Source organism: Devosia limi DSM 17137 (assembly GCF_900128975.1).
Taxonomy (GTDB): Bacteria; Pseudomonadota; Alphaproteobacteria; order Rhizobiales; family Devosiaceae; genus Devosia; species Devosia limi.
Genome location: NZ_FQVC01000010.1, coordinates 1 through 25358 on the forward strand (window position 1 = coordinate 1; position 25358 = coordinate 25358).

General features: G+C 61.9%; 21 protein-coding genes and 1 pseudogene. 19 read left to right on the top strand and 3 right to left on the bottom strand.

Annotated features, from left to right (window positions below; all coding sequences use genetic code 11):
• Nucleotides 1–278 (bottom strand): IS5 family transposase (locus BUA69_RS15110; RefSeq protein ID WP_143154462.1); only part of this gene is annotated, 278 nt, incomplete at its 3' end.
• 340 nt (nucleotides 279–618) lie between these two features.
• Here BUA69_RS15110 and BUA69_RS15115 point away from each other — a divergent pair.
• From BUA69_RS15115 to BUA69_RS15170, 12 genes are all read left to right on the top strand, one after another.
• On the top strand, nucleotides 619–2697 hold the full coding sequence (locus tag BUA69_RS15115; protein ID WP_046135324.1) for an acetate--CoA ligase family protein: 2079 nt from the start codon (nucleotides 619–621) through the stop codon (nucleotides 2695–2697).
• A 50-nt stretch (nucleotides 2698–2747) separates the two neighbouring features.
• Entirely contained in the window at nucleotides 2748–3773 is a 1026-nt protein-coding gene (locus BUA69_RS15120; protein WP_052950559.1) for an ABC transporter substrate-binding protein, read from the top strand.
• A 110-nt stretch (nucleotides 3774–3883) separates the two neighbouring features.
• Nucleotides 3884–5530: an ABC transporter permease subunit gene (locus BUA69_RS15125; protein WP_046135323.1), complete on the top strand. Its 1647-nt coding sequence runs from the start codon at nucleotides 3884–3886 to the stop codon at nucleotides 5528–5530.
• Nucleotides 5530–6621 (top strand): ABC transporter ATP-binding protein, encoded by a 1092-nt coding sequence (locus BUA69_RS15130; RefSeq protein WP_046135322.1) that lies wholly within the window; start codon nucleotides 5530–5532, stop codon nucleotides 6619–6621. The genes BUA69_RS15125 and BUA69_RS15130 overlap by 1 nt, the downstream gene beginning before the upstream one ends.
• Nucleotides 6618–8297, top strand: coding sequence for a glycerol-3-phosphate dehydrogenase/oxidase (locus BUA69_RS15135; protein WP_052950558.1), 1680 nt, complete (start codon nucleotides 6618–6620; stop codon nucleotides 8295–8297). The genes BUA69_RS15130 and BUA69_RS15135 overlap by 4 nt, the downstream gene beginning before the upstream one ends.
• Nucleotides 8298–8308: 11 nt before the next feature.
• Complete coding sequence (locus tag BUA69_RS15140; protein WP_052950557.1) at nucleotides 8309–9841, top strand: FAD-binding oxidoreductase; 1533 nt, start codon at nucleotides 8309–8311, stop codon at nucleotides 9839–9841.
• Nucleotides 9838–11295 carry an FGGY-family carbohydrate kinase gene (locus tag BUA69_RS15145; RefSeq protein WP_046135320.1) on the top strand — a complete coding sequence of 486 codons (1458 nt, stop codon included), beginning with the start codon at nucleotides 9838–9840 and terminating at the stop codon, nucleotides 11293–11295. Before BUA69_RS15140 ends, BUA69_RS15145 begins: the two co-directional genes overlap by 4 nt.
• The gene (locus BUA69_RS15150) at nucleotides 11295–12686 is read left to right on the top strand and encodes an aldehyde dehydrogenase family protein (RefSeq protein ID WP_052950556.1); all 1392 of its coding nucleotides are present in this window, start codon (nucleotides 11295–11297) and stop codon (nucleotides 12684–12686) included. The genes BUA69_RS15145 and BUA69_RS15150 overlap by 1 nt, the downstream gene beginning before the upstream one ends.
• Nucleotides 12687–12695: 9 nt before the next feature.
• Entirely contained in the window at nucleotides 12696–13496 is an 801-nt protein-coding gene (locus BUA69_RS15155) for an enoyl-CoA hydratase/isomerase family protein (RefSeq protein WP_046135319.1), read from the top strand.
• Nucleotides 13493–14251, top strand: coding sequence for an enoyl-CoA hydratase/isomerase family protein (locus BUA69_RS15160; protein ID WP_052950555.1), 759 nt, complete (start codon nucleotides 13493–13495; stop codon nucleotides 14249–14251). Before BUA69_RS15155 ends, BUA69_RS15160 begins: the two co-directional genes overlap by 4 nt.
• A 19-nt stretch (nucleotides 14252–14270) precedes the next feature.
• Nucleotides 14271–14861 (top strand): TetR/AcrR family transcriptional regulator, encoded by a 591-nt coding sequence (locus BUA69_RS15165; protein ID WP_046135318.1) that lies wholly within the window; start codon nucleotides 14271–14273, stop codon nucleotides 14859–14861.
• Nucleotides 14862–15500: 639 nt separating this feature from the next.
• Nucleotides 15501–16061 (top strand): recombinase family protein, encoded by a 561-nt coding sequence (locus tag BUA69_RS15170; RefSeq protein WP_046135317.1) that lies wholly within the window; start codon nucleotides 15501–15503, stop codon nucleotides 16059–16061.
• Nucleotides 16062–16565: 504 nt separating this feature from the next.
• On the opposite strand, the pseudogene BUA69_RS21315 reads toward BUA69_RS15170, so the two are convergent.
• A pseudogene (locus BUA69_RS21315) lies at nucleotides 16566–16917 on the bottom strand (transposase); the annotation flags it as partial.
• Between the two features lie 313 nt (nucleotides 16918–17230).
• On the opposite strand from BUA69_RS21315, the gene BUA69_RS15180 reads away from it, so the two are divergent.
• From BUA69_RS15180 to BUA69_RS15195, 4 genes are all read left to right on the top strand, one after another.
• Nucleotides 17231–18754, top strand: a complete 1524-nt coding sequence (locus BUA69_RS15180) for an ABC transporter substrate-binding protein (protein WP_052950554.1) — start codon at nucleotides 17231–17233, stop codon at nucleotides 18752–18754.
• A 72-nt stretch (nucleotides 18755–18826) separates the two neighbouring features.
• Entirely contained in the window at nucleotides 18827–19744 is a 918-nt protein-coding gene (locus tag BUA69_RS15185) for an ABC transporter permease (RefSeq protein ID WP_046135315.1), read from the top strand.
• Complete coding sequence (locus BUA69_RS15190; RefSeq protein ID WP_052950553.1) at nucleotides 19737–20648, top strand: ABC transporter permease; 912 nt, start codon at nucleotides 19737–19739, stop codon at nucleotides 20646–20648. Before BUA69_RS15185 ends, BUA69_RS15190 begins: the two co-directional genes overlap by 8 nt.
• Complete coding sequence (locus tag BUA69_RS15195) at nucleotides 20645–22267, top strand: dipeptide ABC transporter ATP-binding protein (protein WP_046135313.1); 1623 nt, start codon at nucleotides 20645–20647, stop codon at nucleotides 22265–22267. Before BUA69_RS15190 ends, BUA69_RS15195 begins: the two co-directional genes overlap by 4 nt.
• 40 nt (nucleotides 22268–22307) lie before the next feature.
• Here BUA69_RS15195 and BUA69_RS15200 read toward each other — a convergent pair whose 3' ends face one another.
• Nucleotides 22308–22958 (bottom strand): GntR family transcriptional regulator, encoded by a 651-nt coding sequence (locus tag BUA69_RS15200; RefSeq protein WP_046135312.1) that lies wholly within the window; start codon nucleotides 22956–22958, stop codon nucleotides 22308–22310.
• Between the two features lie 186 nt (nucleotides 22959–23144).
• Between BUA69_RS15200 and BUA69_RS15205 the strand changes: the two genes are divergently transcribed.
• Genes BUA69_RS15205 through BUA69_RS15215 form a run of 3 tightly spaced genes read left to right on the top strand, consistent with a single transcriptional unit; the run spans nucleotide 23145 to nucleotide 25354 of the window.
• The gene (locus BUA69_RS15205) at nucleotides 23145–23735 is read left to right on the top strand and encodes a peroxidase-related enzyme (protein WP_046135311.1); all 591 of its coding nucleotides are present in this window, start codon (nucleotides 23145–23147) and stop codon (nucleotides 23733–23735) included.
• A gap of 22 nt (nucleotides 23736–23757) precedes the next feature.
• Complete coding sequence (gene metC, locus BUA69_RS15210; RefSeq protein WP_052950552.1) at nucleotides 23758–24966, top strand: cystathionine beta-lyase; 1209 nt, start codon at nucleotides 23758–23760, stop codon at nucleotides 24964–24966.
• Nucleotides 24967–25003: 37 nt separating this feature from the next.
• Nucleotides 25004–25354 carry a RidA family protein gene (locus BUA69_RS15215; RefSeq protein ID WP_046135310.1) on the top strand — a complete coding sequence of 117 codons (351 nt, stop codon included), beginning with the start codon at nucleotides 25004–25006 and terminating at the stop codon, nucleotides 25352–25354.
• The last annotated feature ends 4 nt before the right edge of the window (nucleotides 25355–25358 follow it).

The following is a 25358-nucleotide window of genomic DNA, read 5'->3' on the forward strand; positions in this document are numbered from 1 at the left end:
GAGTCGATGAACTGCATGGAGTCCGGGGACTTTGCGGCAAGAACCTGGAACACCCGCACCCACACGCCAGCCTTGGCCCAACGGTTGAAGCGGTTGTAGACCGTTGTCGAGGGTCCATAGCGCTCGGGCAGGTCGCGCCAGGGCGAACCGGTTCTCAACACCCAGAATATGCCGTTCAGGACCCTGCGGTCGTCTACGCGCGCAACCCCGCGCGGCTTGTTCGGCAACAGGGGCCTAATGAGTTCCCACTCGACATCTGTCAGATCAAATCGCGCCATCGCACCCTCCGATTAGCCTGGAGAGTGAATCACGATGGCGCCTAATCGGGAATCCCGTTTATGAGTTCAGAACCTAGCAGAGGGTGTATAGCCGGCAGTCCGTTGGAGCTTCCCTCCCTATGTTGAACGGAAGTTGTGCTAATCTTTGGAGCTCAGGCAGGCACGGCGTGGCTTCAGCTCAGCTTCGCCTACTGCAGATACATTAGTGCAAGGCGCAGTTCCGAAACTCATCGTCGTTCGACACTCAAAACGCCGAGCATGGCACTTCATGAAACATGTTGACATAATGTCCATAGATGTTGATATTATGTCAATCTGGATTGCCATGTGGGACATGTGAATGAACGACCAGCAGATTGCTTCTCGACTCAGCGGGTTGGATGCCCTGATTTCGCCCCGGCGCATCGCCGTGGTTGGCGTCTCGGTGGCCGCGCCGCTATCCTGGGGCCATCGCGTTGTCCGGGTCTTGCTGGATGGCGGATTTGACGGCCACGTCACCGTGGTTCATCCCAAGAGTGAGTTTCCGGGCGTCCGCACCGTAAGGCAGCTTGTCGATCTCGAAGCGCCCGAACTGGTGGTCATATGCGTGCCGGCAGTCGCCTCGATCGAGGTGGTGCGTCAGGCGCGCGCCGTCGGTGCCAAGGCGGTCATCGTCTTTGCCTCCGAGTTTGCCGAAATATCGGCGGCGGGTGAAGTGTTGCAGCGGCAACTGGTCGAGGCCGCCGGCGAGATGCTGATGCTTGGGCCGAACTGCTTTGGCATTTCCAACCGCGTCGACAATGTGAAGCTGTCGGCCGCGCCGTTTTTGAACAATCCGCTGAACCCTCCTGGGTCGGTGGCGCTGGTGGCGCAATCAGGCGCACTCGGCCTGGTGCTCAGCCGTTGCGTTGAGGAAGCGGGCAGTGGCTACAGCTATTTTGTAAGTGTCGGCAATGAAGCGACGCTCGGTGCGGCCCAGGTGGCCCGCCAGCTTGTAGAACGCGACGAGGTGGGCATTATCCTGCTTTATCTCGAAGCCATTCGCGACCCGCAGATGCTGGCCGAAGCGGCCATGCGCGCCAATGATCTGGGCAAGCGCGTGGTGCTGCTGAGTGCCGGCACCTCCGAGGCCGGCCAGCGCGCCGCGCTGTCGCATACTGCGGCGATTGCTGGCAATGACCTGTTCCTGACCAGTCTCTGCGATGATTTCGGGATCGTGCGTATCCATGACGACGAGGATGTCAAACCCGTGCTTGCTGCGCTCGAGCGCGGTTGGGTGATGCCCCAATCCCCGCGCGTTTGCATCCTGTCCAATTCGGGCGGCGCTGGCGCGGTGCTGGCTGACCGCGTGGAAGCCGCGGGCGGCCGCGTGATGCCGCTGGCCGCCGAGACGCGCGCCAAAATGGCTGCAATCGGCATGATCGGTGCCGGCGACAGCAACCCCATCGATATGGGCGGTGGCTGGGAGGCCGTGCTGGAACTGTTCGAGCCGACGCTGGACGTGCTGGTTGCCGCAGAAGAGATCGACGCCCTCGTGGTCTATATCGCCTTCGGTGAAATGTGCATCGACAAGGTTGTCCCCGTGGCGCGGCTCTGCTCGGCTTGTGCCAAGCCAGTCACCTTCATCTGGCAGATCGCGCCGCAAGAGGGGCTCGATCAGGTCAAGACTCCCGGCATATTGGCGCGCAGCATGGGTGAGGGCGCCCGCATGCTGGCCTCGCAGATGAAACTGCGTGCGGCACGCAACGCCCGCTGGCAGCCCCTTGAGCGACAGGTTATCGCCTTGCCAGCGCTGGCGCCGCAGCAGCGGACGCTGGCTGAGCATGAGAGTACGGCATTGCTGTCGGGCTGCGGGCTGACCTTTGTGCCATCCGAATTTGGCGCCGTCGATCAGCTCGAGGAATTGGCGGCGCGGGTATTGGCACAGGGTTGGGAGCGGCTGGTCGTCAAGGGCAATGCCGCTGACGTGCCCCATCGCAACAAGGTCGGTCTAGTCCGGGTCGGCGTCACGCCGACGGAACTGGCTGCTACTCTGAGACAAATGGCTGGCGTGCTGGATCACCATTCCAGCGATCCGCGCCGTGGCCTGCTGGTGCAGCCGATGGTGGCATTCGACGACGAAATCGGGGTCGGCGCGCTGGTCGACCCGCTCTATGGGCCGGTGCTGATCATCGGGCCGGGTGGCGTCGGCATCGAATCTGCTGTGGGGCGGCGTGATGCGCTGCTGCTCAGCACCGATCGCGCGACCTGGGACAGCTACGCCCAGCGTATCGAAGCGCGCTACCAACTCAACGCCGGTACGATCCGGCCCGTTATCGATGCTGTCGCCACGCTGATGAGCGCCGGCAGCATTGCAGAAATCGACGTAAATCCAATGGTTCGAACCGAAGCGGGCGGGGTTATTGCCCTCGACGCGTTGGTTGTCGTCGACCGGACCTGAGACCAGCAGCGCCGCAACAACTGCACCAATAACGCCTGGAGGAGAAGACGATGCGAATTCTTTATGGACTAACGCTGACTGCAGCGCTGATTGCGACGGGGCCTGCCCTGGCCCAGGACAAGCCGTCGCAGATCGTGTCGGCCAATACCGGTGGCCCCTACATGGAAGCCACGCTTGAGGCTTGGGGTAAGCCCTTCACCGAGGAAACCGGCATTGAAGTGCTGGGTGATGGCCCTCAGACGCTGCCCCAGCTCAAGCAGATGGTTGATGCCGGCCGCGTCACCTGGGACGTGGTGGAAGTACCGCCCGTGTTCACGCTGCGCTATTGCGGCACGCTGTTCCAGAAGTTGCCGGCCGATCTGCAGAACCTCGAGAATGTCATTCCCGGCTTCGGCAATGAATGTGGCGTGCCGGATGCTGGCTATGCCAATCTGATGCTCTACAATACGGAAACCTACCCCGATGGCGGCCCGCAGAATTGGGCTGACTTCTTCGATACCGAGAAGTTCCCCGGCACGCGCGGTCTGTGGGATGGCGCCGAGGGCGTCAATCTGGAAATCGCCCTGATGGCCGACGGCGTGGCGCCCGAAGATATATATCCGATGGACCTCGACCGGGCCTTTGCCAAGCTGACCGAACTGCGCCCCAATCTGGTGTTCTGGCGCTCGGGTGCCCAATCTACCCAGATGATGGAAAGCCAGGAAGTCGACATGCTGATGGCATGGTCGTCGCGGGCCTATCCGGCGCTCAAGAACGGCGCGCCCTTCGAGCCGGTGTGGAACCAGCATATCGTCTACAACAACGTGCTGGCCATTCCGATGGGCGCAGCGCATCCGGACGTGAGCGCTGACTATATCCGTCTTGCCATCCGCCCCGACCGCCAGGCGCGCATTTCCGAACTCTACCCGATCACACCCGCCATCATCGGCACCAGCCCGAACCTCGATGAAGCTGGCCTGAAAGTGTTCGCCGCCACACCGGAACGGACTGCCAATGCCGTGCGGCCCAATCTGGCCTGGGTCGCCGAGCATTCCGAAGAAATCCAGAAGCGCTGGACTGAATGGTTGAATAACTAAGCCAGCATCCCTGCCTTGGCGGGCCGCGCCTGCAAGCGCGCGCCCCGCCGCCACTGAAGCAATCCTCGCCGGCCGAGGAGGGTGTCCTAATTGCACGCCAGGAGAACCCCATGCGTAATCCCGTTGCCCTGATCGCTGGCCCAAGCCGGCAGACGGCACTGCTGATGCTGCCCATCGTCGTGTTCCTCGGGATTTTCTTTGCCTGGCCCGTGCTGCTGGTGCTGGCCAACAGCTTTGGTGGTGCCGATGGCTGGGTGAGCCAGTATGTCGAATTCTTTTCGAGCAATACCTATGTGCGCATCCTGATCCGCACCATTACCGTGGCAGTCTCGGTTACGGCGCTGTGCCTGCTGATCGGCTATCCCTATGCCTATCTGATGGCGCGGACGCGCGGCAAGACGCTTGCGCTGCTCATGGGCGTGGTGCTGCTGTCGTTCTTCTCCAGCGTCATGGTGCGCAGCTTCGCCTGGATCGTGCTGCTGCAGCGCAACGGCGTCATCGATCGCCTGGCCAGCTGGCTCGGTTTTGACGGCCTGGTGCTGCGCGGCAGCACCTTTGGCGTCAGCCTTGCCATGGTGCAGGTGATGCTGCCCTTCATGATCTTTCCGCTCTATAGCGCTATGGCCGGCATCGATACGCGACTGGAACGCGCCGCCACCTCGCTCGGCGCGAGCCGTTGGACGATTTTCTACCGGATCTGGTTGCCGCTGACGCGTCCCGGCATCATCGGCGGCTCGGTGATCGTGTTCGTCACCTCGCTGGGCTTCTACGTGATCCCCGGCCTTGTGGGGTCGCCGTCCAATCAGTTGCTGTCGCATCTCATCTACTCGCTCATCAACACCACGCTGAACATCCCGCTCGCCTCGGCGTCATCGGTGGTCATGCTGGTGCTGGCGCTGCTCGTGGTGCTGCCCGCAATGCTTAAGATTAATGTCGCTGGCGGCGCGGCCAGCCATTTTGGTGGTGACGGCATCGCGGCATCCTATGTTTCGCGCTGGCTGTGGTTCTGGGCCGGGCTGGTGACCATCCTGCTGCTGTTGCCAGGTCTTGTCGTCATTCCGCTGAGCTTCCCGGAAAACCGCAGCTTCGCCTTCCCACCCCAAGGCTTTTCGCTGAAGTGGTATGCCAACTTCTTCCAGGACCGCCAGTGGTGGGGCTCGCTGCTGACCTCGCTGCAGATTGCCGTGCTGGTGACCCTGACCTCGACCACGCTGTCGGTGTTTGCCGGTCTGGCGCTGCGGCGCGCCTCGGCGAAAACCAAAACTATCATCCGGGCGCTGGTGCTCACCCCCAGGATCGTGCCGGGCGTCATCATCGCCATGGCGGTCTATGGCATGTTCCTGGACTGGCGGCTGAACATCACCCTGCCGGGCTTTGTCATCGCCCACACCATCATGGCGCTGCCCTTCGCCTTCATCCCCATCGCAGCGACGCTGGAGCAGTTCGATACGCGGTTCGAACAGGCGGCGGCCAGCCTGGGCGCATCAAAGTGGACGACGTTCTTCCAGATCATCCTGCCGCTCATTCGCACGGGCATGCTGACGGGCGCGCTGTTTGCCTTCGTCATCTCCTTTGATGAGGTGGTGGTGTCGCTGTTCATCGGTGGGGTCGGCCTGCGCACGCTGCCGGTGCAGATGTATTCTTCCATCGCCAACGATATCGACCCGACCATTGCTGCGGCGTCCACCATGCTGCTGCTGATGACTGCCGTTCTGGTGGTGGCAAGCACAGTCTTCAACCAACGGAGGGCCCGCTAATGGCCGGCGATATTGCACGCGGCGCGCGTCTCGAACTGCGCGATCTGGGTAAATCCTATGGCGGCCTCAAGGTGCTGGCCGACGTCAATCTGAGCGTCAATCCAGGAGAGTTCATAACCTTTCTGGGGCCTAGTGGCTCGGGCAAGACCACAACACTCAACCTCATTGCCGGCTTTGTCGATCCCGATGCCGGTGGCGTCATGCAACTTGATGGCCGCGACCTGGGCGGCGTGCCTGCAAACCGGCGCGACATCGGCGTGGTGTTCCAGAATTATGCGCTGTTTCCGCATATGACGGTGCGGGCAAACATTGCCTTCCCCTTGCGCCAGCGTCGGCCGCGGCCGGATGCGGACGCGATTGACCGTCGCGTCAACGAAGTGCTGGCGCTGGTGCATCTTGAAGCACTGGGCGACCGGTTTCCCCACCAGCTGTCGGGCGGCCAGCAGCAGCGGGTGGCGCTGGCGCGCGCCGTGGTGTTCGAACCAAAGCTGCTATTGCTCGACGAGCCCCTGGGCGCGCTCGACAAGCGCTTGCGTGAAGCGCTGCAGATGGAACTGCGCCGCATCCATCGTGAGCTGGGCGTCACCATTGTGTTTGTGACCCACGATCAGGACGAAGCCCTGACGTTGTCGGATCGGGTGGTGGTGTTTCGGGAGGGCGCTGTCGAGCAGATCGGCACACCCGAACAGCTCTATGATAATCCCGGCAGCGAATTTGTCGCCACCTTCCTCGGCGATTCCAATATTTTCGCCGGCAACGTGCAGAATGGCGTCTTTGCAGCGCCAGACCTGGGCGGGCGGTTTGCGGCGCTGCCCGACGTCGCCGATGGCCCGGCCAAGATCATGGTGCGGCCCGAGCGTGTCAGCGTTGCGCTGAGCGATAACGACGCCATCCTGGGTAATGCCGTGCCCGTGACGATTTCGGACATCGTGTTTGCCGGTTCGAGCATTCGTGTCGAAGGCCGTAACGCGCTGGGCGCGACGCTGATTGCGCGCTGCGGCAATGTCGACAAGGCGCTGGCGATCGGCAACGCCGCGTGGTTCGGCTGGGACGCTGACTCGACCCGCCTGATTGGCCGGTCGGCAGCATGAGCGGGATTACGCCCACCGCCGCCACAGTGCAGGCGATCGCCGAACTGGCCATGGCGGAGCCGCTGGCCAATCGTGCCGCGCTGCGCGACCGCATGGCTGGCGCCAGCGTCGATGTGCTGGTGGTGGGCGGCGGCATTACAGGGGCCGGCGTGGCGCTGGACGCAGCGTCGCGCGGTTTTAGCGTCGCGCTGGTGGAACAGGGCGATTTCGCCTCGGGCACCTCCTCGCGCTCATCGAAGATGATCCATGGTGGCTTTCGCTACCTGCAGACGGGCGATGTGGCGCTGGTGCGCGAGTCTCTGCGCGAACGCTATGCGCTGCAGCGCAATGCAGCCCATCTCGTGACGGTCATGCCATTCATGATCCCGCTATTCCTCAAGGGCGGCGTCATCAATCCAAAACTCTCGCGTGCGCTGGGCGGGGCCCTTTGGAGCTATCAGCTGGCCGGCGCCTGGCGGCTGGGCAAGCGCCATCGGCGTCTCGATCATCAGGCGGTCAGCGCCCACATGAGCGGCCTCGACATGGAGCGAATCGGGGCTGGCTACCTGTTCCACGATCTGCGCACCGATGACGCGCGCCTGACCCTGGCGGTACTGGCATCTGCCGTGGGGCAGGGGGCCGCCGTCCTGAACTATGCGCGTTGCACCGGCGTCTCCGCCTTTGACCGCGATGGTCGCACCGCCCATATCGCGGTTGGTGGCGAAAATATCGAAATCCGAGCGCGCGTCATCGTCAATGCCACGGGCGTATGGGCACAGAACTTCCTCGACATTGCCGGCATTGCCAGCGACCGGCAGTTGGCGCCCGCCAAGGGCACCCATCTAGTGGTGCCGCGGGCGCTCACCGGCAATGACATCGCCGTCAGCCTGCCCACCAGCGACCGCCGCACCATTTCGGTCGTCAATGAGGGCCCCTTTGCCTATATCGGTTCGACCGAAAGCACCGATCCGGACGATATCAACCAACCCAGCATCACCCAGTCCGATGTCGATTACATCCTGAGCGGCGTCAACCGGCACCTCAAGCGTCCGATTGCCCCGAGCGATGTCACTGGCGGTTGGGCCGGGTTCCGGCCACTGATCTCGGGCGGCAAGTCTGCGCGCAGTTCAGATCTTTCACGCAAGCATTCCATATCGGTCGAAGCCGAGGGTGTCGTGACAGTCACCGGCGGCAAGCTGACTACCTATCGCGAAATGGCGGAAGGCACGGTCAATGCCATCTGCGGTATCCTCAACCGACGCGTCGCCTGCCGCACGCGTGACCTCAAGCTGCATGGCTTTGGCCCGGGGGCCAGCCACCTCAGTGATGGGCAGCGGTTAGACAAGCGCTATGGCACCAAGGCGGCTGCCATCACGCAGATCGTCACCATGTCGCCGCCACTGGGTCACAGCGTCACGCCCCTCGGCGACACGCTGCTCGCCGAAGTCGTCTGGGGCCTGCAGGCAGAGATGGCGGCCAGCTTGGCTGATGCCCTGCTGCGCCGCACGCGCATTGCGCTCTATGACGGCCGTGCCGTGCTGGCCAATGCCGAGCAGATCGGCCTGATCGTGGGCCGCGGGGTCGGTTGGAGCCCCAGCCAGATTGCGCTCGAGACTGAACAGCTCAAATCCACGCTTCGCCACGAATTGGGGGTGCTTGCGCACGACCTCCCCACCGTCGTGCCATGTCAATCTTGATAGGAAACCAAATGACCCACACCCCGATTGCCATTCCCTCCCGGGCGCCGACCCCCATTCCCGGCGCTGTCGGACTCGGCCATGCGCCGGTTCTGGAAACGCTCGACGGCCAGGCCGTTGCGGTCGATGCGGCGTTCATTCGAAGCCTTGAGGGCGTGTGCACGGAAGTGTCCACTGATAGCGATGATCTGGTGGAGTGGAGCCGCGACTGGTGGCCACTGGGCATGGTCTGGGCCATGTCCGGGCGGGTGGCACGCCTGCCGGCGGTCGTGGTGCGTCCCCATTCGATCGAGGAAGTGTCCGCCGTCATGCGCTTGGCCCACGAGGCCCGCATTCCCGTCACCGTGGCTGGCGGTCGCAGTGGCGTGCTCGGCAATTCGCTGCCGGTCTTTGGTGGCGTAGTGCTGGACCTGACCAAGCTGTCCGGCATTACCGACCTACGCGTCGACGATCTGACCGTCGATGTGCTGGCCGGCACCTTTGGCGACACGTTTGAGGCCGCGCTGCAGGCGCATGGCCATACCGCTGGCCATTGGCCGCAGTCGATTGCCCTGTCCACCATCGGTGGTTGGATTGCCTGCTCGGGCGCTGGACAAATGTCGACGCGCTACGGCACCATGGCCGACATTACCCGCGGTGTTACGGCCGTGCTCGCCGACGGGCGGGTGATCGAAACTAGCGAATATTCCCATTCGGCGACTGGCCCCGACATGACGCAGCTGTTTGTGGGCTCCGAGGGGACGTTGGGCGTTATCGTCTCGGCGCGCCTGAATATTCACAAATGCGCGCCCTATCGGGAAAGCGCGGCCTGGGCCTTTGACAGCTTCGCCGCCGGCGTCGAGGCGATCAAGCGCTTCTCCCACCGCGGCGCTCGTCCCGCTGTGGTGCGGCTCTATGATGCCACCGAAGCGCGGCGCAACTTTGATACCAGCGACCAGCATATCCTGTTGGTACACGACGAGGGCGACCCTGCAATTGTTGCTGGCATCATGGCGGTGGTTCGCTCGGAATGTGACGGCCAAAGCATGGGCACGGAACTAGTCGACCGCTGGCTTGCCAACCGCAATAGCGTGCACGCGCTCGATGATCTGATCGTTGATCGTGCGCCCGACACCATGGAAATCACCGCGCCGTGGTCGCAGGTGAGCAAAATCTACCGTGAGACGACCGCTGCCATGGCTGCGGTGCAGGGTACGCGGACGGCAACGGCCCATATTTCGCACGCCTATCCGGGCGGTGCCGGGCTCTACTTCATGTTTGGTGGCCGGCCGGAACTGGAAGATCGTCCGCGGTGGTACCGTGAAGTTTGGAATGCGGGGGCCCGCACCGTCCTCGCCAATGGCGGCAATCTGAGCCATCACCACGGTGTCGGTCTTGGCCGCGCCCGCTTCATGCGCGAAGCCATGGGCACCGGGCTCGATGTGCTGGCGGACGTCAAGCGGGGCCTTGACCCGCACGGGATTCTCAACCCGGGCAAGCTCGGGCTGGATAGTCCGTTTGGGCCCACGCCGCAGTGGCAGGACAAGGCGCCCAGCCGCAAATGAGGCAGCCAAGCCGCCCCATTCTGGTCCTTGATCTGGGCACCACCAGCCTCCGTTGCAGCATCGTCAGTGCTACGGGCGCGGTGCTGGCGATGCGCCGTACCCATCTGCCGCAGTTGCGCGACGATCTGGGCCTGGCATGGGACGGCGATCTATTAGCAGCACGCGTGCTGGAGGAGGTGCGCCTGCTCGCTGCCGAATGGCAGCCACAGGGGATTGCCATTGCCAATCAGCGCGCCACGGCGTTGATCTGGGATGCTCATGGCAGCGCGGTGCAAGGCCCGGTTCTCAGCTGGTCCGATGGCCGCACGCGCGAGCAGGACCGTCGGCTGCGCGCCTTGAGTGCCGATTTTATCCCCGGCCTGTCGGCCAGCAAATGGCGCTGGCTGCTCGACAGATGCGATGCTGATCGCAGTCGCTCCCGCGCCGGGCTGCTACGGGCCGGCACGCTCGACAGCTGGCTGGTCTGGGTGTTGAGCGAGGGGCAAAGTCACGTCACCGACCACGTCAATGCATCCCATACCGGGCTGTTCGACACTGCCGTGCTGGACTGGAATTACCCGCTCGCCACGGCACTGGGTTTGGAGCCTTCGCTGCTGGCTGTGCCGGTACCCTGCACACAGATTGGCGCCAATGCCACCGCTATCGCTGACCACTTGCCGATTCTAGCGGTGATCGGCGACCAACAGGCGTCGCTGGTCGGGCAGGGTTGCGACACAACAGGCTCGGCCAAAATCACCTTTGGTACCTCCGCCGTACTCAATGTCATTCTCGGCGAGCAGCCGCTGGCGCAGCATTCGCGCTCGGCCTTCGGCAATGTCGCGTTGAGCAGCGATGCGGGCGTGCTCTATGGTGCCGAAGCGGCGGTAATGTCCGCCGGTAGCTCGATTGAGTGGATGATCCGCCTCGGCATTATCCCGACGGCTGAGGCTATCGATGGCCTCGTTGATCCGACGCAGCGTAGCAGCGCCACCTATGTGGCGGCGCTGGACGGGTTAGGTGTGCCACATTGGCTGCCGCACGCCCGAGGCGCGTTTTTTGGCCTCTCAGCCGGCTCCGGCGCTGAAGAAATGGTGCGAGCCGTGCTCGATGGCATTGCCGCTGGGGCTGCCGATATCGTCGAACAGCTTGAATCCGCCTGCGGCTTGCCGCTGACGGATATCAGCATCGATGGTGGCCTGGCCAAGAGTGCGGCCTTTACGGTAATTCTGGCGGCAACGCTGGGCCGGCCGTTGCGCCTGTCCCAAGTGGCTGAAGCCACCACCCATGGTGCGGCGCGCCTGGCTTTTCGCGGGCTGGGCCACGACATGCCCGCCCGGCCCGACCACGACGGGGGGCGACTAGTGGCGCCGGACAGAACCCTGCCGGCAGACCGCGACGCTTGGGGGGATGCGGTCGACCTTGTGATTGAGCATCACCGCCGCAGCAAACTCAGAACAACACAAAGGAATGCGTAATGGAACGCTATGACACGTCACTGACGAATGGCCGCGTTGCCACGCTGGGAGGCACCAGCGTGCTGGTGCTGTCCAGCCCGTTCACCGGCCAACCGGATCGTGAAACGGTCCATGGCAACGCCGCCGATGTTGCGTCAGCGGTCGCGTCTGCGCGGCAGGCGCTGAGCGGCTGGGCGCAGAGCTCCAGCGCTGAGCGAACTAAGGTGCTCACCGATCTGGCCGATGCGATTGCCGCGCGGAGCGAGCAGTTTGCGCTGGCCATCACCGCCGAAGTGGGGACGCCGGAAAAGATCGCGGTTGCCGTGCAGGTTGGCCTGCCGGTACGCGTGTTGCGCGGCTTTGCCGAAGATGTCGAGCAGGCAATGGCCGCCGAGATTATCGGCAATTCAACGGTCACTCATCGGCCGCTCGGCGTGGTGGCGGCGATTACGCCGTGGAACTATCCGCTGCATCAGGCCATGGCCAAGATTGGCGCGGCACTCGCGGCGGGCTGCACCATTGTGCTCAAGCCCAGCGAACTGGTGCCCCACACCAATGCGATCATGATGGACGCGCTGGCCGAAGCGGTGCCGACCGGAGTGGTCAATGTGGTGCCCGGCGATGCCGGCACCGGTGCAGCGCTCGTCGCTCATGACGGCGTGGACGCCGTGTCGTTCACCGGATCGGTGGCTGGCGGGCGGGCTGTTGGCGAAGCGGCGGCTCGGGCCCTCAAGCCCTGCTTCCTTGAACTGGGTGGCAAATCGGTCGGGGTTATTCTCGCTGATGCGGATCTAGACAAGGCCCTGAAGTCCATCGTCAATGGCGGCTTGTTGAATTCGGGACAGACCTGCAACGCGCTGACCCGCATTCTGGTGTCCAGCGCGCAATTGCCCGAGGTCAAGGCTAAGCTGGCAGATTTGGTGGAGCGCATGACATCGCGGCTGGGGCCGTTGATCTCCCAATCCCAGTTTGACCGGGTGCAGGGTTTTATCCAGCGCGCCGCGGACGAGGCGAGCCTAACCTGCCTGGCGGGCGGGACCGGGCGCCCAGAGGGCGTAACCAAGGGGCACTTTGCCCGTCCAACCGCTTTCGTCGCTACGGACCCAGCGGTTGAACTGGTGCTTGAGGAGGTGTTCGGCCCGGTGCTGGTGCTGCAGGCCTATGACACCGATGAACAGCTGATCGAGCTGGCCAACGGCACCGGCTATGGCATTGCCGCGGCGATCTGGGGCGAAGACCAGCAGCGGGTCGCGGCGATTGCGGGGCAGCTGCGAGCTGGCCAGATCGACATCAATGGCGGGGCGTTCAATCCCCGGGCTCCATTCGGCGGCTTTGGCCTGTCGGGGAGTAGCCGCGAGATGGGAATTTACGGCATCCGTGAATTCCAGCGCCCGGTATCGGTACAGGTTTAGGAGGCTGTCATGGCTGCAACAAACTGCCTGCTGGAGACGGTTGCCGATGGGGTGGCGCAACTGACGCTCAATCGCCCCGAAGCGATGAACACCATGACCCCGGAATTTCTGGAGCAGGTGCTGGAGACGCTGGAAGCTGTGGCTGTCGATCCCGACGTCCGCGTCCTGATCCTGACCGGGGCAGGGCGGGCTTTCTGTGCCGGTGGTGATTTGAAGCGTGGCCCCGGTGGCGCTGTTGCCGGCCCGCCGCCGCTCACCGCGCAGACCCGCCGATTGCGGACCTTCATGCGCACCTCGCAGTTGCTGCGGGACATGCCCAAGGTGACAATTGCCGCGATCAATGGCGCCTGTGCCGGTGCCGGCCTGTCGTGGGCCTGCGCCTGCGACCTGCGCTATGCCGCCCGTACCGCCCGTTTCGCCACGGGGTTCCGCAATGCCGGGCTGCCGGGCGATTTCGGCGGCACCTGGCTGCTGCCGCGCATCGTCGGCGCTGGGCGGGCGCGCGAATTGTATTTGCGCTCGCAACCCATCGATGCGGTCCGCGCACTCGAGATTGGGCTGGTCTCCGGCATCGAGGATGGTGAGCAACTGCTGCCGGCGGTGCTGGCGATTGCCAGCGATATTGCCAACGCAGCGCCGCTGGCGGTGCCGCTGATCAAGCGCAACCTCAATGATGCTGACGAGATCGGCTTTGCCGAAGCGCTGGATCGTGAAGCCGCGCGCCACAGCCTGCTGGTGGCGAGCGATGACGGCACCGAGGCCGCGCTGGCATTTACTGAAAAGCGTCAACCCAACTGGAGCGGAAAATGAGTGTTGATCTGAGCTGGAATGACGCTGGTACGGTGGCCACGGTCTGTCTGAACCGTCCAGAAGCCCTCAATGCCATGAACTATGAGGCGCTGACCGGCGTGGCATCGGCGTTTCAGCAGGCCGATGCCGCAGGCGCACGCATCATCGTGTTGCGGGGCGCCGGGCGCTCGTTTTGTGCTGGAGCGGATCGCAAGCAATATCCCGGCTTCAGCACGGCCGAGACCGATGAAGGACTTGCCCAGCATGCCATTGAAATCGGAGCCTCGGTAAAGCGCGCGCTGTCCGGCACCAATGCGCTGACCATTGCCCAGTTGCACGGCCATGTGGTGGGGGGCGGACTGGTTATGGCGATGTGCTGCGACATGCGGTTTGTCGCCGAAGATGCAAGCCTGTCGCTGCCAGAGCTGAAGCTGGCGCTGCCGCTGGGCTGGGGTGCACTCTACAGGCTCATCGAGCTGGTTGGCACCACGCGCGCCTGGTCGATGCTGGCAGAGTTCGAAGTGCTGTCGGGCCTTGATGCGGTGAAGGCCGGATTGTGCTCGTCAGCATTCGCCCCGGAGGCACTGGCGGCTGCGGTGGCCCAGCGGGTTGAAGCGTTGATGGAAATCGACCCGGAAGCCCTTTTCCTGACCAAGCGTCAGTTCCGTGCAATTGCCGGGCGGGCATCTTTCGGCAATCTCGACGATATCGACGGCGCGCTTTTGCTTGGCCCCCTGCGCGGGTTGAATGTAAGACAGAAATTCACGGGCCTCTGACGCGAAGACGGGACAAGCAATGACGACGGCTACGGGTAAGAAAACAAGTCGGAACGACCCTGCTGAGACGATCGAGAAGGTCGAGGATGCGGTGCTCGAAATGCTGCACGATCAGGGCGTGCTTGCCGGTATCAATCTCAACGAAGTCGCCAAGCTGGCGGGAGTCAGCCGCAGTCTTGTCTATCATCATTTCGGTTCGCGCCGCGGGCTGCTGCGCTCCGCGCTCAAGCGCGAACTCGAATCCAAGCGCGTGCAAACGCGCACCCCGTCCGAGCCGATGAAGCTGGGCGCCCGCGTCGTCCACGCGCTGCGCTCCCTACTGGTGGGCGGCTCGTCCCTCAAGCTGACCACCTTGCTGCACCTGGATGGCTCCAAGTCACCGCGCCTGATGCCCAATGCGGAAACTACCCTGCTGCAGTTGGAACGCGACCAGGCACTTGGTCTAGTAGGCGAGACCAAGGACTTGCCGGCGCTGCATGCTAGTTATGCCGCATCGGTCTACGGCTACGCGCTGTTCCGCGAGATCTTTGCGCGGGATCTGGGTATTGAGGTCGCCGAACTCGATGAGCGCGTGGCCAAACAATTTGAGCATCTCTACAATAACGCCTGAACTCGAAATTGCCGAGGTAACGTTGGCAGAGCTGACCAAGTGTGGCCGCACCGTCTGCGCGGCCACACGATTTGGAAATGTAGCCTAGTTAGCGGGCGGATCGAACAGCAACGGATTAAGCTTTGTTCGCCCTGACGCGTTTGCCGAGCCTGATGTGGAGTCCGACCACTTGAATCCATGCTGGGCTATGACGGTTCCTGTGAGCGCTTTGAGTCGTGTGTCGCCAGCGACATCGGGCAGAGAACCTGTTTGCAAACTCAAGGAGTGATGCCGCATCGCTACCCAATGCGATCGATGCGCTCACGCCATCTTTTCAGTAACCTACATTCGCCACAACGATCGATCATCTCTTCATGATCAAATGAGTCCTGACCCTATTGCACATACGAATGCACATGTTCAACGGCGGAGAAAAAAGCATCCGCCTTTCTCGATTTCGACCTAGAAACAGTCGTTAAGCAACCCACCCCCTCTCATCGAAGGAGCAGCAACCCCTCACCTCTGTCGATTTGCCGGGGGCACATCAGGGCATACCCTGCGGTGATGTAACATGGATGTTCAGCCACCATGTAACATCTGGGTTGACGCCGACTATTTGTGACGTGCGAGCCTCGGGCCTAAACCTTGAGGTGACAACACATGACCCGCATCGGCTACGCCCGCGTCAGCAGCGCTGACCAAGGCCTTGATATTCAGACAGGCAAGCTAAAGGCTGAGGGGTGCGAAATCATCCGCTCGGAGAAGGTCTCGGGTGCCAGCAGGGTTGGGCGAACCGAACTGGCGACCATCATTGAGTTTCTCCGTCCCGGCGATGAGATGGTGGTCACCCGCCTCGACCGACTGGGCCGCGATACGCGCGATGTGCTCAACGTCATCCACGACTGTGAGCAGCGCCAGGCATCGGTGATGGTGCTTGACCCACTGGTCTCAACGCGGGGAGAGATGGGGCACATTGTGCTGACCGTATTGGGGATGGTGGCGCAGATGGAGCGACGCTTCATCAAGGAACGACAACGCGAGGGTATTGAGCAGGCGAGGGCACAAGGCCGCTACAAGGGTGGCAAGCGCCGCCTGGATCGGGACCAAATCCGTCAACTAAGTCTGGGCGGTCTTACTAATTCGGCTATCGCCCAGCAGATGGGGTGCTCCCGGATGCAAGTCTACCGCGTGCTGACTAAACACGATCCAATAGATTTGTAGCCCCGCGCCTGAAACATGGTGCAGTCGAGAAGACAGAGCTCCAATCGCCGTCCGTGGTGGGCACAAACCAGGTGTCCAAAGCGCCCAAGGTGTAGTCCTCATGCGAAAAATCGATGGACTGGCGACCAGCTAGGAAATCCCGGATGTCTTATCTTCCGCTCCCGCTGCAAATCCCATAGATTTTCCGTTGGCTCGATATATTTAAGTCGCTCGCCCTTTTACTCGAATATCATCGTCTCCAAGGCCACGGCGCGCGCAGCACGAACTGTCACCGACCAATTGGTGAAAGATCGGAGCTGCAGCATGCCGAGTCGCTTGGTGGCGGCATGTTTACCTGAAGAGCTCGCCAAAGCGAGCATTAGCGGCGACATATCGAGCCGCTAGGCTACCCCTGTTGGTGCCGAAGACGTGCTCGACGGTAAAGCGACCGGCAGCCATCGCTTCGGGGGTCGCATCGAGTCTACGCTGCATGGCACCGACCTGCTTCATGCTCCCATCGCCAGAGTTGGCGATGGTCTTGAAGTCGGTTATCAGCTTCCCGGTCAGCCACATCAGCTCGATATTGCGGCCCGCCTCGCGTTCAAGCTTCCGGCTCGAGGTCAGCTGATGAAGTATCCATAGACGTAGATGCTTGAGCATGGTGCCAGGCCCGTAGCCGGGTCTGCCGGTCGATGCCGGCTGTACATGAGCGAATGTAAGTTCGGCCAGATCGAGTTCACCGACAAAGGCGTCGATGATGCGTACCGGCTCGTCCGGACCGACATAGTCTTTCCAGGCAGGCGGGCAAGAAACTCGCCAAAGATCGATCGGCAGCCTCGACAAACGTCCCATCAGGCTCCTCCGAAGCGGGTCTCAGATCATAGCATAACCCACAGCCTCCACCCCATTGCAGCCGTTCGTGTGAATTCAACCGAGTCCTGAAGGCTGCCGCCACGCACTCTCACTAGAACTGCCATGATGAGGGGGATTGGCGGAGGAGGCGCAAGGGGAGCTCAGGACACGCACACGAAGAGCCAAGCGCTTGCCGACGACGATGGGCGGAATGTCGTTGACATCCACAAGAAATCCAAACTAGATTTCGCTCTGTCGTACCACAAATCCCGGTTAACGACAGATCAGGATTTCGGCGCGGCTGTGCGCATGATTTTTCATGATCCTTGGAGGAATAGATGCGAGGACTACCTTTTTACGCTGCGGCGTTCGGGCTTGCCCTGACCGCCTCGAGCCTTGCTGCAGATGCGGGTGAAATCACCATCGTGCAGCCGGCAGGGCCGCAGACCATGGATGCCTGCCAGGCAGCCGTGTCGTCGACTGGCCGTATCCTCAAGCTCAATGTGCTTGAATCGCTTACCGAGATCGACGCCATCAACGGCGGCGCAATTCCGCGTCTGGCGACATCTTGGGAACAGGACACCGATGGCTCCTGGCTGTTCAAGCTGCGCCAGGGTGTTACCTTCCATGACGGCACGCCGCTGACGCCCGAAGCCGTGAAATACTCGTTCGAGCGTATGCTCGACCCCGCCCTGAGCTGCGACGCTTACGTGTTCGTTTTCTCCGGGATCACGGTGACTGTCGAAGCCGTGGACGAGGAGACCGTCCGCATCGTGACCGACCCGGTTCAGCCCATTCTGCCACTTATGGCGGAAGCTCTGCCAATCGTGCCGCTATCCACGCCGCGTAACGAAATTACCCGCACCCCGATCGGCACCGGCCCTTATGCCTTCGCCAATTGGGATACCCAGACCTCGGTCACCCTTGAAGCCTATGAAGGATATTGGGGCGACAAGCCTGCGGTCACCAAGGCCAACTTTGTCTGGCGCGAAGAAGCCAGCGTGCGTGGCGCCATGGTCGATGTGGGCGAAGCTGACATCGCTCTTTCGATCGGCGAACAGGATTCGCGCGAATCCGACGTGGTCTTCCAGAGCGCGGAAATGTCCCGCATCAAGATCAACAAGGACCGCCCTCCGTTCGACGACCTGCGCGTTCGCCAGGCGCTGAACTACGCAATCGACCGCCAGGGCCTGATTGGCACCCTGGTGAATGCAAACCTGCAGCTGGCCAATCAGGTGGTCGGGCCCAGCGTGTTCGGTTACAACCCAAATCTAGGCCAGTACGAATACAACGTAGAAAAGGCCAAGGCCCTGCTTGATGCAGCCCGCGCCGATGGCGTGCCGGTCGATACTCCGATCCGCATGATTTCGATCAGCGGTTCGAGCACCTTCTCCAATCAGGACGAAGTTATCGAAGCGGTCATTTCGATGTGGAAGCAGGTCGGGCTCACCGTGACAAACGAACCACTGGAAATGGGCTTGTTCCGCAACTCCATCCGTCGTGACAATTTCGAAGCTGGTCGCGCGCCCACGCTAGTGTTCTCCAACCACGATAACACCACGGGCGATGCGGGCATGAGCGTCTCGTCGCGCTACCACTCGTCCAACATGACAGCCGACCTTCCGGTCGGCGACGATGCGATCAAGGCCATGGACGCCCTGATCGACTCGGGTATGGCAGCTGTGGGTGAAGAACGCCGTGCGATCTTCCAGGAAATCCTGCGCCAGCAGCATGAGGAAGTGGTCACCGAGGTCTGGATGTTCCAGATGGTGAACATCATCCGCGTCAGCGACCGGATCGCCTATGAGCCGAATGCACGGACCAATGCCGTGATCGAACTCTCGGACATCTCGTTTAAGTAGTCCAATGGGCGGCGCCGGCAGTCCGGCGCCGCCTTTTTCATGCTTTGACGCCAGTGGCCAGGAAGGCGTGTCATGCTGCAATTCATTCTCAGACGAACGTTGAGCGGTGCACTTTCGCTTGCGGTCCTGATCACGTTGATCTTCTTTTTCGCCCGTCTGAGCGGAAATCCAACCGATCTTTATCTTCCTCAGGACGTTTCCGAAGTCGTTCGCAATCAAATCGCTGAAGAGCGTGGCTTCAACGAGCCCGTGCTGACTCAGTTCGGCAAATTCCTGTCGGACCTGTCACGCGGCGATCTTGGCCAGTCGCTCCGCTTCGCGCGCCCGGCTATCGACGTCGTCACTGAGGCTATGCCAACAACATTGACGCTGGCTGCCCTGGCGATTCCGATCGCTACAGTATTGGCGCTGATCATCGGTTCCCTGGCCGCCATGCGCCCTGACGGCGTATTTGACCGCATCGCCACCGGGACGTCGCTGGCCGCCTCGGCGCTGCCTGATTTCTGGCTGGCCATCGTCGGCATCCTGGTTTTCGCGGTGTCTTTGCGCTGGCTGCCTACATCCGGCATGGGCACACCCCTGCACTGGGTACTTCCTGTGGCGATCCTTGTGTTCCGGCCACTGGGTATTCTGGTGCAAGTGTTCCGCACTTCCATGATTTCCGTACTCAGTGCCGACTATATCCGCGCTGCACAGGCCAAGGGTGTACGCCAGACCACAATCGTCATGCGTCACGCCCTGCCCAATGCCATAATCCCGATGCTGATGGTGGTGGCATACCAGTCTGCCGGCATTCTCAATGGCGCGATCGTCATCGAAGTGATCTTCGGCCTCCCTGGTGTCGGCCGGCTGATGCTGGACTCCATCGTCTTCCGCGACTTCAACCTGCTGCAGGCGGTCGTTGTTGTTACCGCAGTCGCCATCTTCGCCGTCACTGCCCTGGCGGACGTGCTGCATGCGCTCATCGACCCCCGGATTAATCATGGTTGAGAAAAACGTCGTGGCGCCTTCCAGCCAGAAACTTATCGCCCTGCTCTGGTTCCTGCGCCATCAGCCCGGCGTGGCGCTCTCCATCATCTACCTGGTGCTGGTGGCTCTTGCAGCGATCTTCGGCTCATACTTCTTCAGCGAGTCCGCTTCCATCGTGAATTTTGCCAGCCGCAACCTCCCACCGTTGTCACTGGAGCCAAGCTGGAACTTCATTCTGGGCAGTGACTCGCTTGGCCGGCCGACGCTGGACCGCCTGCTTGCTGCGGCGCAGCCAACGGTTGGCATTACCCTGACAGCGGTCGCCATCGGCGCCACGGTCGGCATCGGTCTTGGATTGGTGGCGGGGATGCGCAGTGGCCCGCTGTCGGCGGTTATCATGCGCTTCACCGATGCACTGATGAGCTTTCCGACCCTGCTGCTGGCCATCCTTCTGCTCTACGTGGTCAAAAGCAGCATCGGCACGGTTATCGTGGTGCTGGCCGTCAGCCGCGTCGCCTTGTTTATCCGGGTGACGCGTGCCGAAACGATGGAAATCCGTTCGCGCGTCTATGTCACCGCGTCTCAGGCAATCGGTGCGCCGATATCCTGGATCACGCGTGTCCACTTGCTTCCGACGCTGATGCCGACACTGGTCACGTTGCTGGCCGTAGAAATTGCTTTCACCATGCTGGCCGAATCCAGCCTGAGCTTTATCGGCGTGGGCGTGCAATCGCCTGGCGTTTCCTGGGGTCTGATGGTCGCACAAGGCCGAGACTATCTCGCGACGCAATGGTGGCTCGCGTTCTGGCCGGGCCTCGCGATTGTGCTGACTGCAATGTCACTGATCGTCCTGGCTGATTGGATGAAGACGGCGCTCGATCCGCGCCAGAAATGGCGCCTGCAATCGGCGGAGAGCAATAAATGAGCACGACGCCCCTGCTTCAGGTCGAGAACCTGTCAATCGAATTTGGCTCGGGATCGGCGGCGGTCAAGGCTGTGCGCAATGTCAGCTGGTCGATTGCGCCCGGCGAAACGCTTGCCATCATTGGCGAGAGCGGCTCCGGGAAAAGTGTCAGCTCATCGACCATCCTCAACCTACTACCCATGCCCCCAGCTCGCATCACCAGCGGCAGGATCATGTTCGACGGAATTGACCTGCTCAAGATCAACGCGCGGCAGCGCCGGGAGATCAACGGCAAGCGCATTTCCATGATCTTCCAGGATCCACTGTCGAGCCTTAATCCACTGCACACGGTCGGCCGGCACATTACCGAGGCCATGACGGCCCACGGCGTGGACAGCGCATCGGCTCGAACGCGCGCGCTGGACCTGCTGACCCGCGTTGGCATTCCCAGTCCCGAAACGCGTTTCGACGACTATCCGCACCAGTTCTCGGGCGGCCAGCGCCAACGCATCATGATTGCGGTGGCGATTGCCATGGGCCCGGAACTGCTGGTGGCAGACGAGCCGACCAGCGCTCTCGACATTACTGTCCAGGCCGAGATCCTGCAGCTGCTCCGGAGCCTCCAGAAGGAAACCGGGATGGCCATCGCCATCATCACGCATGACATCAACGTGGCCCGTCAGTTTGCAGACAAAGTCGCCGTGATGCATCGGGGTGAAGTAGTGGAGGCAGGCCTGACCAGTGTGGTCCTGACTAATCCCACCAATGACTATGCACGCCGGCTGATTGCGGCCGTGCCAGATCATACGGAAGCCATTGTCAGCTACCACCGTCCCGCCGACGGCGAACCGATGTGCAAAGTCACGAAGCTGACCAAGATTTACCCGGCGCGGAAGAACTTCTTCGGCCGCCGGGTGAGCGCGGACAAGATCGCCGTCAAGGATGTGAGCCTTGATATCTATCCCGATGAGATCGTCTGCGTGGTCGGCGAGACCGGGTCTGGAAAATCCACCCTGGTCCGATCAATTCTGCTGCTTGAAAAGGCCGATGCAGGCGCGGTGGTGATTGGCGGCAAGAACCTGATGGACATGGATGCCGCGGCGTTACGCGGCATGCGGCGCGACATGCAGATCATCTTTCAGGATCCCACTGCCTCGCTGAACCCGCAGCTGACCGTGGAAGGGATCATCTGTGAGCCGTGGAACATTCACCAGGATGTCGTGGCGCCCGCGGACCGTCGCAGGCAGGCAGGCGACCTGCTGGAGCGCGTCGGACTCAAGCGCGAGCAACTTGACCTGCATCCGCACCAGTTTTCGGGCGGGCAGCGCCAGCGTATCGCCATTGCCCGGGCTCTGGCCCTGCGGCCGCAGCTGATCGTCTGCGATGAAGCCGTTTCGGCGCTGGACGTATCCGTGCGCGCGCAAATTCTTGACCTGCTGGCCGAGCTCAAGGCGGCGACCGGCATGTCACTGCTGTTCATCACCCATGACCTGAGCCTGGTCCGACAGTTCGCCAATCGCGTCATCGTCATGCGCAATGGCGAAATCGTCGAAATGGGCAATGTGCAGGACGTGTTCCTGGCCCCTGCGCACGACTATACCAAGAGCCTGCTGGGCTCACTGGAGCGCCTAATTGAGTAAGCACGCTCCAGACAACTGGCCTGAAGTCGATCTCGCCCGCTCAGCGGCGGGAGAGATTGTCGACGAAACCGGCCCAGACATGGTTGAGGTGATGGTTGAGCGCGTCGCGAGCTGCGGCACCGTCGCCATCGGCGATGGCCTGCAGGATTTCGAGATGTTCCTTGCAGTTTTCGCGGAACCGACCGGGGTAGCGGTTGACGTTGCACATGCGGACGCGGCGACGGACCGTGGCAATGGTCTGTTCCAGGGCAGCGTTGCCGCTGGCCTTGGCGATGGCCATATGCAGGTCTTCGTCGAGCACGAAATAGACCGGCAGATCGGCCTCTTCGCGGTCGGCCATGGCTTCGATGCGTCCTTTGAGATCGGCCATGACTTCGGGCGCCATGCGGCCGGCAGCACATGCACAGGCCTCGCCTTCCAGCAGGCGACGCAACTGCAGCAGATCGAGGTATTCTTCGATCGAGGGCGAGGGCACCATGTAGAGCCCGTTGGACAACCGCTCGAGCATGCCCTCCCCGTGCAGGCGGCTGAGTGCGATGCGCAGCGGCGTGCGGGAGATGTCGAGAATTTCCGACAGGGGCCGCTCTTCGATCACCTTTCCGCCGGGCAGTTCACGCTGGAGGATCATCAATGACAACGCCTGATAGGTGCTTTCCGAGAGGGTCTGACCTCCGGTGGCGGGGTTCTTCATCAAGCGGCTCCGAAATAACTTTTCATGTGCGTCGACAGATAATCATCGGCGCTCCGGATTTCAATTGAATTTCACTGCGATCCATTGGGATACGCAGAAGCCGCAATAGCTTATCTGACAAAAAATAGGCAGGCGGCGCGTCTCAGGACAAAAATGCGCGAGCCTGACGCTAAAGGGAGAATATGTATGCCAGACCACAACTCATCCGATACGGGCACAGCATTGACCTGGCTCAAGCTTGCGCCAGCCGAGCCGACGCCAACGCTGCAGACGGTGTTCGACGCTACGCGCGAACGCATCGGCTATGTCCGCAACTCGCAGCGCGCGATGTCCGGCACACCCGATGTGGTGATTGCGCTCGAAGGTCTTAGTCGTTCGCTGATGAACCAGACCTCGGGCACATTGTCGGCCAAGGAGCGCGAGCTGATCGCGCTTGTCGCCAGCGTCACCAATAACTGCGTCTCCTGCATTTTCAGCCATGCGGCTCGCCTGCGCGCGATTACCGGCGATCCGGTATGGACCGCCGTGGTTGAAGCAAACTATCGCCACGCCGCGCTGACAGCGCGCGAGCGCGCCCTGGCGGACTATGCCTACAAGCTGACCGCACATCCGAACCTCGTCGATGACAAGGACCTCGAGCCTATGCGTGCTGCCGGCGTCACCGAGCAGGACATATTCTACGTCATCGGCATCACGGCCTATTTCAACCTCAGCAACAGGTTGATGAGCGGTATGGGCGTGCGCCCAAATCGCGAGGCTTACGAAGCCGGCCGCTGACCCTGATACCGAGGATACTACCGTGAGCAACACCGACGCAAAGTATGGATTTGGCACGCGCCTCGTGCAGATGGGACGCGTCAAATCCGACGAACAGACCTTCGTAAACCCGCCGCTGGAGCGTGGTTCGAGCGTGTTGTTTCCCTCCATCGCTGCGCGGGACGCTGTTCGTCAGCGTCCCTATGACCAGGTTCTGACCTATGGGCTGAAGGGCAGTTCCACCCACTTCCATCTCGAAGACAGCATTGCCGAGATCGAGGGGGGCAGCCGTTGCCAGCTGGTCTCGACCGGGCTGGCCGCCGTTACCACGGTGCTGTTCACCTTTATCAAGGGCGGCCAGCACTGCCTGATGCCGGACAGCGTCTATGGCCCGACCCGCACTTTCCTAGCCACGATCGGCAAGGATTGCGGCATGGCCGTAACCTACTATCCGCCCGCCATCGACGAAGCGGGACTGCGCGCGCTGGTGCAGGACAATACCGTGGTCATCTACGCCGAGAGCCCGGGCAGCCACACAATGGAAGTCCAGGACATCGCCATGCTGTCGCGAGTCGCTCGCGATGTCGGTGCCAAGGTGCTGATGGATAACACCTGGGGCTTCTCGCACTTCAAGCCCTTTGAGCATGGGGTCGATTGTTCGATCCAGGCCGGGACGAAATATGTCGGCGGTCATTCCGACCTGATGCTGGGGGCGATCACCACCAATAGCGACGAAAACTGGCAGCGCCTGCGCAACACGGCGGTCACTCTGGGACAGTATGCGAGCCCCGATGACTGTTGGCTTGCCCTGCGCGGACTGCGCACGCTGCGCATTCGCATGGCGGAACACATGCGGGCCGGCATCGAGGTTGCTGAGTGGCTGCGCGATCGCCCCGAAGTCACCCTGGTGCTGCATCCCGCTTTGCCGGGTGCCCCCGGTCACGATTTGTGGAAGCGCGACTTCACTGGTGCCTGCTCGCTGTTCTCGGTCGTGCTGGATGCCAGCTATGACTATGCCGACATGGTGGCCTTTATCGATGCCCTCCAATTGTTTGGCATCGGCGCATCCTGGGGCGGATTTGAAAGCCTCGTGCTGCCCACCACGGGCTCCATAACACGCCTGCCAGTGAGTTCCATCGACGCTGCACCGACCTTCCGACTGCATATCGGGCTTGAGGACACAACCGACCTTATTGCGGACCTCGCGGCGGGGCTCGACGTGCTGAACCAGCACCGGGCCAGCCGCACCTAGCGCCAATTCCATCCAATTCTTTGATCAGGACCAAGTCATGAGCACCATTACCCGTATCGAGCCCAACCATCGCCGCAGCCGCGTCGTCATCCATGGCGATACGATCTACCCGGCAGGCCAGGTGGCCTCGGACACCAATGGCGACATCACCCACCAGACCAAGGGATGCCTGGCCAATATCGACCATGTTCTGGCGCTCGCCGGCAGCGACAAGAGCAAGATCCTCAGCGCCACCATCTGGCTGAGAGATATGACCAACTTCAAAGCCATGAACGAAGTCTGGGACGCCTGGATCGACCCCGAAAATCCGCCTGCCCGCTCATGCGGCGAGGTGAAGCTGGCCCGCCCCGACCTGCTGATCGAAATCATCATCATTGCGGCGCGCTAACGAC

Bases quoted from the DNA above. Each gene is read 5' to 3' on its own strand.
- BUA69_RS15115 (WP_046135324.1), top strand. From the start codon at position 619: ATGAACGACCAGCAGATTGCTTCTCGACTCAGCGGGTTGGATGCCCTG.
- BUA69_RS15120 (WP_052950559.1), top strand. From the start codon at position 2,748: ATGCGAATTCTTTATGGACTAACGCTGACTGCAGCGCTGATTGCGACG.
- BUA69_RS15125 (WP_046135323.1), top strand. From the start codon at position 3,884: ATGCGTAATCCCGTTGCCCTGATCGCTGGCCCAAGCCGGCAGACGGCA.
- BUA69_RS15130 (WP_046135322.1), top strand. From the start codon at position 5,530: ATGGCCGGCGATATTGCACGCGGCGCGCGTCTCGAACTGCGCGATCTG.
- BUA69_RS15135 (WP_052950558.1), top strand. From the start codon at position 6,618: ATGAGCGGGATTACGCCCACCGCCGCCACAGTGCAGGCGATCGCCGAA.
- BUA69_RS15140 (WP_052950557.1), top strand. From the start codon at position 8,309: ATGACCCACACCCCGATTGCCATTCCCTCCCGGGCGCCGACCCCCATT.
- BUA69_RS15145 (WP_046135320.1), top strand. From the start codon at position 9,838: ATGAGGCAGCCAAGCCGCCCCATTCTGGTCCTTGATCTGGGCACCACC.
- BUA69_RS15150 (WP_052950556.1), top strand. From the start codon at position 11,295: ATGGAACGCTATGACACGTCACTGACGAATGGCCGCGTTGCCACGCTG.
- BUA69_RS15155 (WP_046135319.1), top strand. From the start codon at position 12,696: ATGGCTGCAACAAACTGCCTGCTGGAGACGGTTGCCGATGGGGTGGCG.
- BUA69_RS15160 (WP_052950555.1), top strand. From the start codon at position 13,493: ATGAGTGTTGATCTGAGCTGGAATGACGCTGGTACGGTGGCCACGGTC.
- BUA69_RS15165 (WP_046135318.1), top strand. From the start codon at position 14,271: ATGACGACGGCTACGGGTAAGAAAACAAGTCGGAACGACCCTGCTGAG.
- BUA69_RS15170 (WP_046135317.1), top strand. From the start codon at position 15,501: ATGACCCGCATCGGCTACGCCCGCGTCAGCAGCGCTGACCAAGGCCTT.
- BUA69_RS15180 (WP_052950554.1), top strand. From the start codon at position 17,231: ATGCGAGGACTACCTTTTTACGCTGCGGCGTTCGGGCTTGCCCTGACC.
- BUA69_RS15185 (WP_046135315.1), top strand. From the start codon at position 18,827: ATGCTGCAATTCATTCTCAGACGAACGTTGAGCGGTGCACTTTCGCTT.
- BUA69_RS15190 (WP_052950553.1), top strand. From the start codon at position 19,737: ATGGTTGAGAAAAACGTCGTGGCGCCTTCCAGCCAGAAACTTATCGCC.
- BUA69_RS15195 (WP_046135313.1), top strand. From the start codon at position 20,645: ATGAGCACGACGCCCCTGCTTCAGGTCGAGAACCTGTCAATCGAATTT.
- BUA69_RS15200 (WP_046135312.1), bottom strand. From the start codon at position 22,958: ATGAAGAACCCCGCCACCGGAGGTCAGACCCTCTCGGAAAGCACCTAT.
- BUA69_RS15205 (WP_046135311.1), top strand. From the start codon at position 23,145: ATGCCAGACCACAACTCATCCGATACGGGCACAGCATTGACCTGGCTC.
- BUA69_RS15215 (WP_046135310.1), top strand. From the start codon at position 25,004: ATGAGCACCATTACCCGTATCGAGCCCAACCATCGCCGCAGCCGCGTC.